This is a genomic window from Caballeronia sp. INML3B (assembly GCF_023631305.1).
Taxonomy (GTDB): Bacteria; Pseudomonadota; Gammaproteobacteria; order Burkholderiales; family Burkholderiaceae; genus Caballeronia; species Caballeronia turbans.
In genome coordinates this window covers 74,492-88,457 of the sequence record NZ_JALQDI010000081.1, presented here as the reverse complement: position 1 = coordinate 88,457, position 13,966 = coordinate 74,492, and the positions used below count along the sequence as shown (strand labels likewise).

Here is a 13,966-nt window from a genome sequence, read left to right as displayed (position 1 = left end):
GGCCGATCGAGCGGCATCAACGCAAGCTTGGAACACATCGCCGATATCTTCGGGACTATCGAGAGCATCGCGATTTCCTACGTCGTCGGACACGGTCATGGCTCGACCGGGCTCAGACCACGCTGGTCAATCCGCCATCGACGAAAAGCGTCTGCCCATTCACGAAGTCCGACGCCGCCGACGCGAGGAACACCGCCGCACCGCACAGTTCCTCGACGCGGCCCCAGCGGCCCGCGGGCGTGCGCTTGCAGAGCCACTCCGAGAAAGCCGGATCGTCGACGAGCGCGCGGTTGAGATCGGTCTCGAAATAGCCGGGCGCGATCGCATTGGCCTGAATGCCGTGCCGCGCCCATTCCGCGCACATGCCTTTGGTCAGCATGCGAATGGCGCCTTTGGTGGCTGCATAGGGCGCGATGCCCGGTCGCGCCAGCTCGCTTTGCACCGACCCGATGTTGATGATCTTGCCGCGCCCGCGCGCCAGCATGTGCCGCGCGACGGCCTGCGAGACCTGGAATACGCCGTCGAGATTCACGCGCAGCAGGTCGTTCCAGTCGCCTTCGTCGAAGTTTTCGAGCGGCGCGCGGCGCTGGATGCCCGCATTGTTGATCAGAATGTCGATCGCGCCGATGGTCTTCTCGACACGTTCGATCGCCGCGACGACCTGCTCGCGGTCGGTCACATCGAACACGGCGAAACCGGCGTCGAAGCCTTCGCCTCGCAGGTCTGCGGCGAGATCGGCGGCTTTTTGCTCATTGCGATCGTTTATCACGATCGAAGCACCGGCGCCCGCGAGTCCCCGTGCGAGCGCCAGGCCAATGCCGCGCCCGGAGCCGGTGATCAGGGCCCGCCTGCCATGCAGGCTGAATAGTTTCATTGTCTCGTTCATTTTTCTGGTTGCGCATTGCGTGGTAGATGCGTGATGTCTCCGATTGCGCCTGGTTCACCCGAAGTGTGGTCGTAGCGCCAATAGTCCTGCATGACGTTCTTATCACGATTCAAGCGCGCATTGCTCGACGCGGTCTAGCTTTGCACCGGTGCCGTCTAACGGAACTCCGGCCGCTGTGCCTTCAAAACCTTCCGCTGCGGTGACGGCGTGGGATCGGCGTACGCCGATTTTCGCGCCGCGTTTTGGCGCGCTAGGGGAAATCCCCGACCTTCCTTTTCTTGTGTAGTCCCTGCCGGTCCGTTACCGTTGCGAAAATAGACATGATTTCTATTTTTCGGCTGCAGGGACATTCGCACGAAGCGAGGAGACAAGGATGAGTCTGAGATACCGGTTGCTGGCGCTGACCTGGCTGCTGCAGTTCGTGAACTATCTGGATCGGGTGAGCATTTCCGTCGCCGGCCCGACGATGATGAAAGCGTTGCGTCTCGATGCCGCGCAGTTCGGCGTCCTGCTCGCCGCTTTCGCGCTCGGCTACGCGCTGATGCAGTTGCCCGGCGGCTTCCTCGCGGACCGGTTCGGCACCAAGGCGCTCTTGGTCGTGGCGCCGGTCCTGTTCTCGATTTTCACCGGCATGACGGGACTCGCGACGTCGATGGCCGTGCTGATCGCGGCGCGCTTCTGTTTCGGCCTGGCCGAAGGATCGTGCAACGCGGCCGTCTATAAGGCCGTCGCGGACAACTTCAGTCACAAGGACGCGGCCAAGGCGCACGCCGTCTGGCTCTCGGCGCTCGCGATCGGACCGGCGGTCGTCGCGCCCGTCGTCACAAGCCTGCTGATGAACGGCGACTGGCGCAACGTGTTCTACGTGTTCGCGGTTCCGGGCGTGATCGTCGCGCTGCTGATCCTCTTCATCATTCCGGGTAAGGCAATCGAAGCGAAGGAACGCACGACGCACGACAAGGCGAACCGCGCCGAGCAATGGCGTCTGTTCGCCGGGCGCAAGAGCACCTGGCTGCTGTTCTTCGGCTATATGACCTTCAGCGTCGGCTACTGGGGCTTTCTCGGCTGGATCCCTTCGTATCTCGCCAACCAGCGGCATATCGATTTGAAATCGCTGGGCGTCGCGGCGTCGGTGCCTTATCTTTTCGGCTTCCTCGGCATCGTGGTATTCGGCTGGCTCGGCAGCGGACTGCTGCATCGCAGGCGGCCGACGCTCGTGGCCGTAGGCTATGTCTGCACGGGGCTCGCACTGTATCTCGCGTACAGCGCGGATGATATCGTCGCATGCGTGATCGGCCTTTCGGCAGCGGCGTTTCTGCTGTACGGCTGCCTCTCGCCGTATGCGGGCCTGGTCGCGCAACTGGCGCCGCAAGGCGCGCGCGGCGTGTTCGCAGGCGTCATCAATACGGGCGGGCAGATAGGCGGGCTGCTCGCGCCGCTCGGCGTGGGTTATCTCGTCAAGGCGAGCGGCTCGTACAACAATGGCTTCCTGTTCATGATCTCGGCGCTCGTCATCGGCGCGGGCTGCTTCGCGGCGCTGCAATCGCGCATAAACGGCCGCGAGCCGGAAGCCGACGGCACGAGCCCCGCGATTCAGCAGAACATCTGACGCGCGCTCAGAAACACGCGCTCATACCCCGCTGAAATGCGCGTAGGGCGGCTGGAACATCGACACATCGCCGCCCAGCGCCTTCGTGAGCGCCGCGCCCGCTTCCATCACCTTCGGCAGGTAAGCGTCGAAGGATTTGCGATCGAAGCGGTAGCGCGGCACGCCGAGAGAAATCGCGCAGACGAGCTCCTGCCCCGTGCGGAACACCGGCACGGCGATCGCGGCGCTTTCCGGCTCGCGCTCGCCGAGGGACACGCAATAGCCGTGGTCGCGCACCTTCTTCAGATTGCCCTTCACCGTGCCCTCGGAAAACGCGCGCAGAACGTGACCCGCCGCGCCGGCCTCGAGCGTGAGACGTTCGCCTTCGCGCACATGCATGCGCACCGAGCGCTGCCATTCCACGCGATAGAGACACAGACGCTCGTCGCCCTCTCGTACGTAGACCGCGGCGGTTTCACCGGTTTCCTTGACGAGCGTGCGCAGCACCGGTAACGCGTAATCGCGCAGACGGAACGAGCTCTGATAAATCATGCCGAGATGGAACAGCATTGGCCCGAGCATGTAGCGGCCGTCTTCCAGACGCTTCAGATAGCCGAAGTGCTCGAGCGATTCGCACAGACGCAAGATGGTGCTGTGGTAGAGGCCTGTCGCGTTGGTGAGATCGGTGAGCGTCATGCCGTCGATGCTGTCTTCGAAGGCCTTGAGGATCGAGAGCGCGCGGTTGACCGCCGCGACGCCGGGTTCTTCGGTTGCCATTGCTGTGTTCCGGTCGGTTGCGCCGTTGTCTGTGTGTTGCCGCGTATCTTGCCGTGTAAGGCATGTGGCCCGCAAGGGCGATGGATGCCGGCTTCGCGGCGAAACTCATCGCCGCAAGTCGGAAAGCGAAAATAGACATGATGTCTGTTTTCGAAGATAATGACATCGCGCCGGGATTTTCGGCGCGCCACGAGCGTAATCCGGAGATCCGAACCATGCAGCGCAAAGCCTTCGACGCATCGCACATCGGGCCGCTACGCGGTGTCAAGGTGGTGGACCTGTCGCGTCTCGTCGCGGGCAACATGCTGACATTGCAGCTCGCGGATTTCGGCGCGGATGTCATCAAGGTCGAGCCCTTGAAGGGCGACACGCTGCGCGCCTTCCGCACTCAGGGCGCGGAGGTGTTCTGGAAGGCGTATGCGCGCAACAAGCGCAGCGTGTGCATCGACTTCCATCACGAGGCCGGGGCGAAGCTGATCGCTAGCCTCGCGCGGGATGCCGATGTGCTGGTCGAAAGTTTCAGGCCCGGCACGCTGGAAAAGATGGATCTTTCGCCGCAGTCGCTGCACGCGGCCAATCCGAAGCTCGTCATCGTGCGAGTGTCGGGCTGGGGGCAGACGGGACCGTACCGCGAGCGCCCGGGCTTCGGCACGCTGGTCGAGGGCTATTCGGGCTTCGCCGCGATGAACGGCTTCGGCGATCGCGAGCCCGTCCTGCCGCCGATGTTTCTCGGCGACATGACCGCGGGCCTCTACGGCGCGCACGCCGCGATGGTCGCGCTGTGGGAAGCGCGCGTGAACGGCGGCAACGGGCAGGTGATCGACCTGTCGCTGTTCGATCCGATGCTTTCGATTCTCGGTCCGCAGGTCGCGAACTATCGGCTCACCGGAGAGGTGAAGGCGCGTACCGGCAGCCGCTCGAGCACCACCTGTCCGCGCAATACCTACGCAACCGCGGACCACAAGTGGCTCTGCATTTCGACGTCGACGCAGAGCATGGCGCAGCGCCTGTTCGCCGCGATCGGCCGTGAGGACATGAACACCGATTCGCGCTACGCGACCAACAGCGCGCGCCTCCAGCATGTGGATGAAGTCGACCAGGTGGTCGGTTCCTTCATCCGGGCGCGCACGCTCGCGGACAACCTCGCGTTCTTCGCGCGCGCGGAAGTCACGGCCGGTCCCGTGCTCGACGCGAGCGATCTTGCATCCGATGCCTATGTCACCGGACGCGAAGCGCTGGTCGAGATCGAAGACGACGAGCTCGGTCACGTCGCCGTGCATAACGTGGTCGCGCGTCTTTCGGCGACGCCGGGCGGCTTCACGCGTCCCGCGCCGAAAAAGGGCGAGCATTCGCGCGAGATTCTCGCGCCGCTTATCGGCGAGTGCGCGTTCGACGAACTCATCGGATGCGGCGCCGTAATCGACGCATGTCACGACGCCGTGCGCGCCTGAACCATTTCCATCGAGGAGCATGAGATGAACCGAGTAGGACAACAGATCGATTCCCCCGCTGTCTGGAAAGGCCCCGAACTCGACTGGACGCGCGAAGGCCTGCACGTCCTCACGGATGCGGAGATCGCTGAAATCGACGCCGCGCTCGCGCATCTGCATTCGCTCGGCGACATCGACTTTCCCGACATCAGCCCGGAGACCTTCCCGCTCGACACGATGGGCCGCTTCATGCGCGAGCTGCCCGGTTTCCTGCGCAACGGGCGGGGTTTCATGATGCTGCGCGGCCTGCCGCGCGAGCGTTACTCCGACGACGACATGACGCGGATCTACTTCGGCCTCGGTTCGTACGTCAGTAAGCCTGTGACCCAGTCGTATCTCGGCGACGTGCTCGGCCACGTGGTGAACGTGAGCGACTACGAGCCGAAATCGCGCGGCTATCGCAAGGGCGGAGGGCAGCTCATGCACACGGATTCGTGCGACATCATCGGGCTCATGTGTCTGCGCACGGCGATCTCCGGCGGCGAAAGCCGCATCTCCAGCGCGCTCGCCGTGCACAACGAACTCTTGCGCACGCGCCCGGATCTGCTCGAAGCGCTGCGCGAAGGTCTGTGGTGCAAGCGCACCGATGAAGACGGCCGCCGCGCGACCCGCACGTTCAGCGAGCACAAGGTGCCGTTCTTCACGGACAGTGCAGGCGAGGTGATCTGTTATCTGCCGACCGGCTATGCGCGTCTGGCGGAGAAGAGCGGCCAGGTTCCGTTCAGCGAGGTGGAGTCCGAGGCGCTCTACATGGTGCGCAAGATCGCGGCGTCGCCGGAGTTCTATCTCGACATGGGCTTTCGCGACGGCGACATCCAGTTCCTGAACAATCGCGTGCTCGTGCACGGCCGCACCGATTATGTCGATGCACAGGCGCTCCACGAGCGGCGTCATCTGCTGCGCCTGTGGCTCACGGTGTCCGAGTGGCCCGCGATGCCCGACGCTCAAGTGTTCCACAAGCCCGAGGACCTGCGCATGTGGGCGCAATATCGCCGCCCGTTCGCGGAGCTGCCTTCCACGCACGATCGCCTGCTGCTCGAAGCAGGGCAGGTCGCGCAGATGGTCGATTGAGCGCGACCATGGCCGCGCCTCAGACGCTCGCGCAAAAGCTCATCGCGAAGGCGTGCGGGCGCGCCGAAGTCGCGGTGGGCGAGATCGTCACCTGCGATGTCGATCTTGCGATGTTCCACGATTCGAGCGGTCCGCGCCGTCTGAAGCCGATGCTCGAGGCGCTTGGCGCGCCGCTCTGGGACACGTCGAAGATCGTGCTCGTGATCGATCACTACGTGCCCGAAGCAGACGACGAATCGCGCCGCATCGTGCGCATCGCGCGCGAGTGGGCCACGGAGCAGCGCCTGCCCAACGTGTACGACAGCGTCGGCATCTGTCATGTCGTGCTGCCGGAGCATGGGCACGTGCGACCTGGCATGTTCTGCGTCGGCGGCGATTCGCACTCGCCGACGGGCGGCGCGTTCGGCGCATACATGTTCGGCATCGGCAGCACGGAGATGCTGGGCGTCGCGGTATCGGGGCAGATCTGGGCGAGCGTGCCCGAGACGCTGCGCATGCACTGGCGCGGAAGGCTCGCGCGCGGCGTCACGGCGAAGGACATGATGCTGCACATGATCGGCCGCTTCGGCATGAACGGCGGGCGCTATCAGGCGGTCGAGTTCTGCGGCGCAGCCGTTACCGCATTGTCGATGCAGGAGCGCATGACGCTCTCGAACATGAGCGCGGAGATGGGCGCGCAGACGGGCCTGATCGCGCCGGATGCGGTGACGCTCGACTATCTGCGCGCAGCGGGCGTGACCGACGAGACGGACATCGCGCACTGGCAAAGCGATCCCGATGCAAAAGCCGAAACTCACGACTTCGATGCCGGCGCGCTCGCGCCGCACGTGGCCGCGCCGCACAGTCCCGCGAATACGCGTGACGTTGACGCTTTCGGCGACGTAGCCGTGCAGGTTGCCTACATCGGCGCATGCACGGGCGCGAAGCTCGACGATCTGCGCGCGGCGGCCAGCGTGCTCGAACATCGGCGCGTCGCGCGAGGCGTGCAACTAATGGTCGCGCCCGCGAGCGTGCACGATCGCGAAGCCGCGCGCCGCGAAGGCGTGATGTCGATTCTCGAAGACGCCGGCGCGCAGGTGCTCGGCACATCGTGCGGCGCATGTTCCGGCTACGGCGGACAGATTCCCGAAGGCAGCACCGTGATTTCCAGCACCGCGCGCAACTTCAAAGGCCGCATGGGCGCTGAAACGGCGCAGGTCTATCTCGGCTCGCCCTTCACGGTCGCGGCGTCCGCATTGCGCGGGCGCATCACGGACCCGCGCGAGGTGATGGCATGAGCGAAGGCATCGAGACGCATCGCGTTTGGCGCGTCGGCGCGGACATCGATACCGATGCGCTCGCGCCCGGCGCGTACATGAAATTCGGCATCGACGAGATCGCGCGGCATTGCCTGCAACGGCAGCGCCCGGAGTTCGCGGCGAACGTGCGACCCGGCGACGTCATCGTGGCGGGGCCGAACTTCGGCATCGGTTCGTCGCGCGAGCAGGCGCCGGCCGCGCTCGTGCGGCTCGGCGTGCGCGCGGTGATCGCGCCCGCGTTCAGCGGCTTGTTCTTTCGCAACGCGTTCAACGTGGGACTCGTGCTGCTCACGTGCGCAGAGGCTGAAGCGATGGAAGAGGGTGAGCGCATAGCCATCGATCCGCTGCACGGGCGCATTACGCGCGCCGGCGGCGCAACGCTCGTCTGCGAGCCTTTGCCTTCGTTCCTGCTCGACATGGCCGAGGCAGGCGGGCTTTTCAATTTGCTGAAGCAGCGCTACAGCGTCAAGGAGCGGTAACGCATGACTCTCGCTGAACAACTCGCGCACGGAACCGTCCTCGCGCCCGGCGTCTACGACGCGCTTTCCGCGCTGATCGCCGAGCAGGCCGGTTTCGATGCGCTGTATCTGTCGGGCGCGTCGATCGCCTATACGAAGCTGGGACGCTCCGACGTGGGTCTTACGACCTTCACCGAAGTCGCGGATACGCTCGCGCGCATCACCGAGCGGGTGTCGCTGCCGGTCATCGTGGATGCCGACACGGGCTTTGGGAATGCGCTGAACGTCAAGCGCACGGTTCGTGGCTTCGAACGCGCGGGCGCCGCGATGATTCAGCTTGAAGATCAGACCTTCCCGAAGCGCTGCGGTCATCTGGACGGCAAGAGCGTGATTCCCGTCGCGCAAATGTGCGGCAAACTGCGCGCCGCGCTCGATGCGCGTGAACGCAGCGACACGCTCATTCTGGCTCGCACGGACGCGCTCGCGGTGGAGGGTCTCGATGCCGCGCTCGAACGCGCCGAACGTTATCTGGAAACGGGCGTCGATGCGCTATTCATCGAAGCGCTGCGCTCGGCCGAGCAGATGGATGCGGCTTGTGCGCGCTTCGCCTCACGCGTGCCGCTGCTCGCCAATATGGTCGAAGGGGGCAAGACGCCGGTGCAGAGCGCCGATGCGCTGGCGGCACGCGGCTTTCGCATCGTGATCTTTCCGGGCGGCGCGGCGCGCGCGGTCGCGCATGCGCTGCAAGGCTTCTACGGCAGCCTGCGCGAGCATCGCACGAGTGCGCCGTGGAAAGAGCGCATGGCCGACTTCGACGAGATCAACGCGATCATCGGCACGCCGGAACTGATGGACGAAGCGCGGCGCTACGCGTAGTCGAAGCGTTGCGCCGGCGTCAGCGCGAGTCAGGGCAGCCACGCGCCGCCGATGCGCACCGTTCATCGCGCTTCAGACGAAGATCAGCAAGGCCGCGCCGTAGACGATCAGGCCGACGGCGAACGTCATCACCGTGAAGCCGAGTACACGCTGCACGCCGACGCCCGCCATCGCGACGACGGGCGCGGCCCAGAACGGCTGCATCATGTTCGAGACCTGCTCGCCCATCGCGACGGCCATCGTCGTCGCGGGCACCGAGGCGTGCAGCGCGACCGCGGCAGGCACGACGAACGGACCTTGCACGGCCCAGTGTCCGCCGCCGCTCGGAATGAAGAAAGTGACGATGAGCGAGCACACGTAGCTCCAGAACGGCAGCGTGTGCGCGTTGGAAATGGCGATGAAGAAGTGCGAGATCACGTCGGGCAGGCCGGTCGCATCCATCATGCCCATGATGCCGCCGTAGAGCGGGTACTGAAGCATCATCGAGCCGGTCTGCTTCGCCGCGTTCCTGATCGCGTCCGCATAGGCGAGCGGATAGCCGTGAAGGATCACACCGGCGATGAACATCACGAAGATCACTGCATTCACGCCGGAAAACGCGATGTGCTGGAACTGCGTGAGGACGATCAACGCAATGCCCGCAGCGCCGATGAACGCGCTGCCGATCCACGAATGCTCGATCCAGCGCGCGAAGCTCAGCTTGCCGTCGGGACGCTTGCGGATCGGCTCGTCGGGATGCCGGGCGGTGTCGAGCACGACGGCGTCTTCATCGCGCGGCTTGAGCCAGGCGAGCACGAAAGGCATGGCGAAGAGCATCACGAGCGTCGGCACGAGATTGAAGCGCGTGAACACCGTCTCGCCGAAGGGCAGCACGGCGCCCGTCAGCTTTTGCACGACATTCATCGAACTGCCCGGCGTCGATTGCGCGAGCGCGATGGAACTTGAAATGCCGCTCGCCCACACGACCCAGCCGGAGAAGCCCGCCGCGACGATCCACGCGAAGTCGACGCGCATGCGCTTGGCCACTTCGCGCGCCAGCAAGGCGGCGACGACGAGGCCCATGCCCCAGTTGAAGAACGATGTCACCGCGACGAGCACGAAGGTAAGCGCGCCCGCCTGCGCGGGCGTGCGCGCGATCGACACGAGCGCCTTGAACACGCGCTGCACGGGCGGCGCGTGCGCGAACGCATGGCCCGTGACGAGCACGAGCGTGATCTGGAACGCGAACGTGAAAATGTCGAAGAAGCCCTTGTACCAGCCGCCGATCATTTTGGGCACGGAAGCATGTGGCGCGAAGATCAGCGACAGCACCGCGACGATCGCGGTGATCAGTATCGCGAGCACGAAAGGATCGGGGATGACGCGCTCGAAGAGCCGGATGGTCGCTTCGGTGAAGCGTGTCTTGCGCACGGGCGTCGGTGCGGCGGCGGATTTCATGCGGTGTCTCCTGAAGTCTTTGTTCTTTTAGATTGCGAAGCCGTAGAGCACGGCGGGATTCGTGACGAGGATGCGTTCGCGTGCCGCATCGTCTTCGGCCCATTCGGCGAGCAGGTCGAGCAGGAACGCGTCGTCGGGCTTGTGGGTCTCCGTCACGTGCGGCCAGTCGCTTCCCCACACGAGGCGCTCGGGCACGGCTTGCACCCATGCGCGGGCCATCGGCGTAATGTCGTCGTAGCGGTTGCCGAGGCCTGCCGCCGAGTCGAGATAAGGACCGGAGAGCTTGATCCAGGCGCGGCCCGCATCGGCGAGACGGCGCACGATGCCGAATGCCGCGTGCCGCACGCCGTCTTTCGACGGCAGGCGCGCGCGATGATCGAAGACCATCTTCGCGGGCAGGCGATGCAGCAGCGCTTCGTGCTCGACGATCTGCTCCGCGGTCCAGTGCAGCTGCACATGCCAGCCGAGTTCCGCGACGCGCCGTGCGAGCGGCTCGACCATGTCGAAGCCGACTGCCGCGTTCTGCGCCGTATAGAGCGTGAAGCGGATGCCGCGAATGCCGCCCTTGTTCAGCGCATCCAGTTCGTCGTCGGTGACGTCGGGATCGAGCACCGCGACGCCGCGCGCATTGTCGATGCCGAGCTGACGGATCGCGTCGACGGTGACGGCATTGTCCGTGCCGTACACACGCGGCGTGACGATCACGACGCGCTGCGTGCCGAGCTTCGACTGCACCTGGCGGTACGCGGCGACATCGGCATGCTCGACGAAGACCTGGGCATCGCCCGGCTTCAGGAACGCGCGGTCATAGATATGAATGTGGGAATCGCATTTCATTACGAAGAGTCTCCGCTCAAAGCACTGCGCGCTTCGTACGCAGCGCTTCGATTGCTGCATCGCTCAAGCCGGCTTCGCGCAGCAGCGCATCGCTGTGCTGGCCGAAAGCGGGCGCGGCGAACGGCTCGGGCAGGGGCGTCGAAGTGAAGCGCACCGGATGCTTGAATCCGCGATACGCGCCCACGCCCGGATAGTCGAAGCGCGCGACCATGTCCTCGGCGAGCACTTGCGGATCGTCGAACATGTCTTCGACGCTGCGCGCGGCCGCGCACGGAACGGCATCGCCGAAAAGCGCTTCCCATTCGAGCGCCGTGCGTTGCGCGAGCGCGGCGTGCAGCTTCGGCACGATCTCATCGCGGTGCACCGCGCGCTTGCGCACCGTGTCGTAACGTTCGTCGGCCGCGAGCGCATCGAGACCGGTCAGCGCGCACAGCGACTTCCAGAAATGCGGCGTGTTCGCGGAGAGATAGAGATACCCTTCGCGCGTCGGATGAATGCCGGTGATGCCGCCCGAGCGCATGTCGCGGCCGACGTCCTTCGGCTCGCCGTCCGCCCAGATCATGCGCGCCGATTGCATCGTGAGCGCGCTGCGCAGCAGCGACACGCCGACGTATTGCCCTTCGCCCGTCTTTTCGCGCGCGAACAGCGCCGACGACACCCCCGATGCGACGAGCGCCGCCGCGTAGTAATCGACGACCGAGCCGTAAAGCACTTCGGGAGGACCGCCGGCCGCACCTTGCAGCGTGCACATGCCGGTCATCGTTTGCAGCACCTGGTCGTAGCCCGCCTTGTCCTTGTTCGGACCGGTTTCGCCATAGCCCGTCACCGCGCAATAGACGAGGCGCGGATTGATCGCGCGCAGCTGCTCGTACGCGATGCCGAGCCGCGCGGGCACGCTCGGTCGAAAGTTGTGGACGAGCACGTCGGCCTCTTTCACGAGTGCGATCAGCACGTCGAGCGCGTCCGCCTGCTTGAGGTCGAGCACGAGCCCGCGCTTGCTGCGATTCACGCCGAGAAACGCGCGGCTTTCGCCTTCGAGCGTCGAGGGATACTTGCGCAGGTTATCCCCCGCGGGCGGTTCGATCTTGATGACTTCCGCGCCCTGATCCGCGAGCAGCGTGCAGCCGTAAGGACCGGCGATATAGGCGCTCAGATCCAGCACGCGCACGCCCGCCAGCGGCCCGCCGCGTTCGACGTTCTGTTCCATGAAACCTTCTCCTTTCAGATTCTTGCCGAGGCGCGCTGAGCTTCAGAGAGCAGACCCAGCCGCACGGCATCCGCGACGAGCACGCGTGCCCGCTCGACAAAGGGCGGGTCGATCATCTTTCCGTCGACGAGATACGCGCCGATGCCTTTCGCATCCGCCTCGCGCGCGGCTTCGACCACGCGCACCGCATGCGCGATGTCGTCATCGGATGGACGGAACACGTCGTTCGCCATCGCGATCTGGCTCGGATGAATACAGCTCTTGCCGATGAAACCGAATGCGCGCGCCATCCGCGCCTCGGCGCGAAAGCCGTCGCTGTCCTTGATGTCGGCGAACGCGGTGTCGTAGGCGAAGACGTCGGCTTCGCCTGCCGCGATGCGCAGCGCGAACATCGCCTGCTGGATCGCGGCCGTTTCGCGACGCGCGATCGAAAGCGGCTCGAACAGGTCGCCCAGGCCGAGTTGCAAGCCCGCGACGCGCGGATGCGCGAGCGCCAGTTCCGCGGCAATGTGCAATGCGCGCGGCGACTCGACGTTGAGCAGCAGGCCGATCGGCGTGGTGACGCCGTTCGCGCGCTCGGCGGCTTCGAGGGCCGCGGCGGCCGCCAGCACGTCGTCGGGATGCTCGGGCTTCGGCAGATTGATCAGGGACACGCCGTTGCGCGCGACGGCGTCGATATCGGCGGCGAAGTGCGGCGTCGATAGCGCATTGACGCGCACGATGAGCGTCTTGTCGCTCGCGAGGGCGTCGTCGGTGGCGAGCAGCGCGCGCAAATCGGCGCGCGCCTGCGGTTTGCGCTCAGGCGAAACAGCGTCTTCCAGATCGAACGAGAGGGCGTCGGCGGCGCTCGCGAGCGCCTTGGCGAAGAGTTCCGGGCGCGAGGCCGGCACGAAGAGCTTGCTTCTCATGTGTCTCCCTTCATTTCGATATGCCGCCCAGTCTACGGATGCTCACGTTTTAGATAAACTATCCACAGCTATCTTTAAAGAAAAGTAAATCTATCCGATGGACACGGCATTTCTCTCCAATCTGCTGCTCGTCGTCGATACGGGATCGATGGCGGAGGCCGCGCGCCGCGTCGGCGTTACGCCGGCGGCGATCGCGCAGCAGATGTCGGCGCTCGAGCGCGAACTGGGCATCGCGCTCTTCGTGCGCTCCGGCCGCACCGTGATGCCGACCGAGGCGGGGCATCGCGTGATCGAGCGGGCGCGGGGTCTCGTCGCGGATTTCGCGGATCTGAAGGCGCATGCGCTCGAAGGCGAGGCGACGGGTGAACTGCGCATCGGCACGATCACGACGGCGCTTCTGAGCCTGCTGCCCGATGTGCTGGCCAATTTCGCGCGCGAATTCCCGCGCGCGAAGTTGCTGATTCGCGCGGGCACCTCGATGGAGCTTTACGACACGCTGCAACGCGGCGATCTCGATGTCGCCATCTGCCTGCATCCCGCGTTCGCGCTGCCCAAGGCATACGACTGGCATCTGCTGCGCGAGGAGCCGCTCGTCGTGCTCGCGCCGGCGCGGCTTGCGCACGAAGACCCGCACGAACTGCTGCGGCGCGAGCCGTTCATCCGCTATGACCGCACGCTCGGCGGCGGCAAGCAGGCGGATCGGTACTTGCAGGCCGCACGCATCGTGCCGCACGAGCTTTTCGAGCTGAACGCGCTGATGGCGATTGCGATGATGGTCGATCGCGGCCTCGGCGTGTCGCTGGTGCCGGACATCGTCTCGCCGATGACGTCGGCGCTTTCCGTCGCGCGGCTCGCGTTGCCGGTTCGGACGGAACCGCGCCGCTTCGGCATGGTGTGGCAAAGGGCATCGCCGCGAGCGCGCCTGATTCAGGGCTTGTTGCAATGCGCGGATGAGGCGGTCGCGGCGAGCCTTGCGCGCGGCGAGTAGCGAAGCGATCGGCACGCTTTCTTGAATAGAGCGAACCATGCCGATCGCGCGGGCGCTGCACGACGATGGCCCGCACCGGACGCTCGTTGGTGAGGAGGCGAGACTCATGACCGCGTGAGGCCGTCGACAAAGCCGAGGCCGGCGC

At 65.4% G+C, this 13,966-nt stretch carries 13 protein-coding genes; 7 read left to right on the top strand and 6 right to left on the bottom strand.

Annotated elements, in window-relative coordinates:
- Nucleotides 1–112 precede the first annotated feature (112 nt).
- A complete protein-coding gene (locus NCS58_RS32685; RefSeq protein ID WP_409219321.1) occupies nucleotides 113–874 on the bottom strand; it encodes an SDR family oxidoreductase in 762 nt (253 codons plus the stop codon).
- Nucleotides 875–1,259: 385 nt separating this feature from the next.
- Between NCS58_RS32685 and NCS58_RS32680 the strand changes: the two genes are divergently transcribed.
- On the top strand, nucleotides 1,260–2,495 hold the full coding sequence (locus NCS58_RS32680) for an MFS transporter (protein ID WP_061118637.1): 1,236 nt from the start codon (nucleotides 1,260–1,262) through the stop codon (nucleotides 2,493–2,495).
- Between the two features lie 21 nt (nucleotides 2,496–2,516).
- On the opposite strand, the gene NCS58_RS32675 is transcribed toward NCS58_RS32680, so the two are convergent.
- Nucleotides 2,517–3,251: an IclR family transcriptional regulator gene (locus tag NCS58_RS32675; protein WP_061118636.1), complete on the bottom strand. Its 735-nt coding sequence runs from the start codon at nucleotides 3,249–3,251 to the stop codon at nucleotides 2,517–2,519.
- A 215-nt stretch (nucleotides 3,252–3,466) separates the two neighbouring features.
- Between NCS58_RS32675 and NCS58_RS32670 the strand changes: the two genes are divergently transcribed.
- Genes NCS58_RS32670 through NCS58_RS32650 form a run of 5 tightly spaced genes read left to right on the top strand, consistent with a single transcriptional unit; the run spans nucleotide 3,467 to nucleotide 8,444 of the window.
- Nucleotides 3,467–4,702, top strand: coding sequence for a CaiB/BaiF CoA-transferase family protein (locus NCS58_RS32670; protein ID WP_250477936.1), 1,236 nt, complete (start codon nucleotides 3,467–3,469; stop codon nucleotides 4,700–4,702).
- A gap of 24 nt (nucleotides 4,703–4,726) precedes the next feature.
- Nucleotides 4,727–5,812: a TauD/TfdA family dioxygenase gene (locus tag NCS58_RS32665; protein ID WP_250477935.1), complete on the top strand. Its 1,086-nt coding sequence runs from the start codon at nucleotides 4,727–4,729 to the stop codon at nucleotides 5,810–5,812.
- Nucleotides 5,813–5,820: 8 nt separating this feature from the next.
- A complete protein-coding gene (locus NCS58_RS32660) occupies nucleotides 5,821–7,089 on the top strand; it encodes a 3-isopropylmalate dehydratase large subunit (RefSeq protein WP_250477934.1) in 1,269 nt (422 codons plus the stop codon).
- On the top strand, nucleotides 7,086–7,589 hold the full coding sequence (locus NCS58_RS32655) for a 3-isopropylmalate dehydratase (RefSeq protein ID WP_250477933.1): 504 nt from the start codon (nucleotides 7,086–7,088) through the stop codon (nucleotides 7,587–7,589). The genes NCS58_RS32660 and NCS58_RS32655 overlap by 4 nt, the downstream gene beginning before the upstream one ends.
- Before the next feature lie 3 nt (nucleotides 7,590–7,592).
- Nucleotides 7,593–8,444 (top strand): oxaloacetate decarboxylase, encoded by an 852-nt coding sequence (locus NCS58_RS32650; RefSeq protein WP_250477932.1) that lies wholly within the window; start codon nucleotides 7,593–7,595, stop codon nucleotides 8,442–8,444.
- 72 nt (nucleotides 8,445–8,516) lie between these two features.
- Here the strand turns inward: NCS58_RS32650 and NCS58_RS32645 are convergent, their stop codons facing one another.
- From NCS58_RS32645 to NCS58_RS32630, 4 genes are read right to left on the bottom strand one after another with little or no spacing between them, the layout of a single operon-like run.
- Nucleotides 8,517–9,881 (bottom strand): short-chain fatty acid transporter, encoded by a 1,365-nt coding sequence (locus NCS58_RS32645; protein WP_061118631.1) that lies wholly within the window; start codon nucleotides 9,879–9,881, stop codon nucleotides 8,517–8,519.
- Nucleotides 9,882–9,908: 27 nt separating this feature from the next.
- The gene (locus tag NCS58_RS32640; protein ID WP_250477931.1) at nucleotides 9,909–10,718 is read right to left on the bottom strand and encodes an amidohydrolase; all 810 of its coding nucleotides are present in this window, start codon (nucleotides 10,716–10,718) and stop codon (nucleotides 9,909–9,911) included.
- Nucleotides 10,719–10,734: 16 nt separating this feature from the next.
- Nucleotides 10,735–11,925 (bottom strand): CaiB/BaiF CoA-transferase family protein, encoded by a 1,191-nt coding sequence (locus NCS58_RS32635; protein ID WP_213233919.1) that lies wholly within the window; start codon nucleotides 11,923–11,925, stop codon nucleotides 10,735–10,737.
- A gap of 14 nt (nucleotides 11,926–11,939) precedes the next feature.
- Entirely contained in the window at nucleotides 11,940–12,833 is an 894-nt protein-coding gene (locus NCS58_RS32630; protein ID WP_250477930.1) for a CoA ester lyase, read from the bottom strand.
- 97 nt (nucleotides 12,834–12,930) lie between these two features.
- On the opposite strand from NCS58_RS32630, the gene NCS58_RS32625 reads away from it, so the two are divergent.
- A complete protein-coding gene (locus tag NCS58_RS32625) occupies nucleotides 12,931–13,821 on the top strand; it encodes a LysR substrate-binding domain-containing protein (RefSeq protein ID WP_061118627.1) in 891 nt (296 codons plus the stop codon).
- Nucleotides 13,822–13,966: the final 145 nt, after the last annotated feature.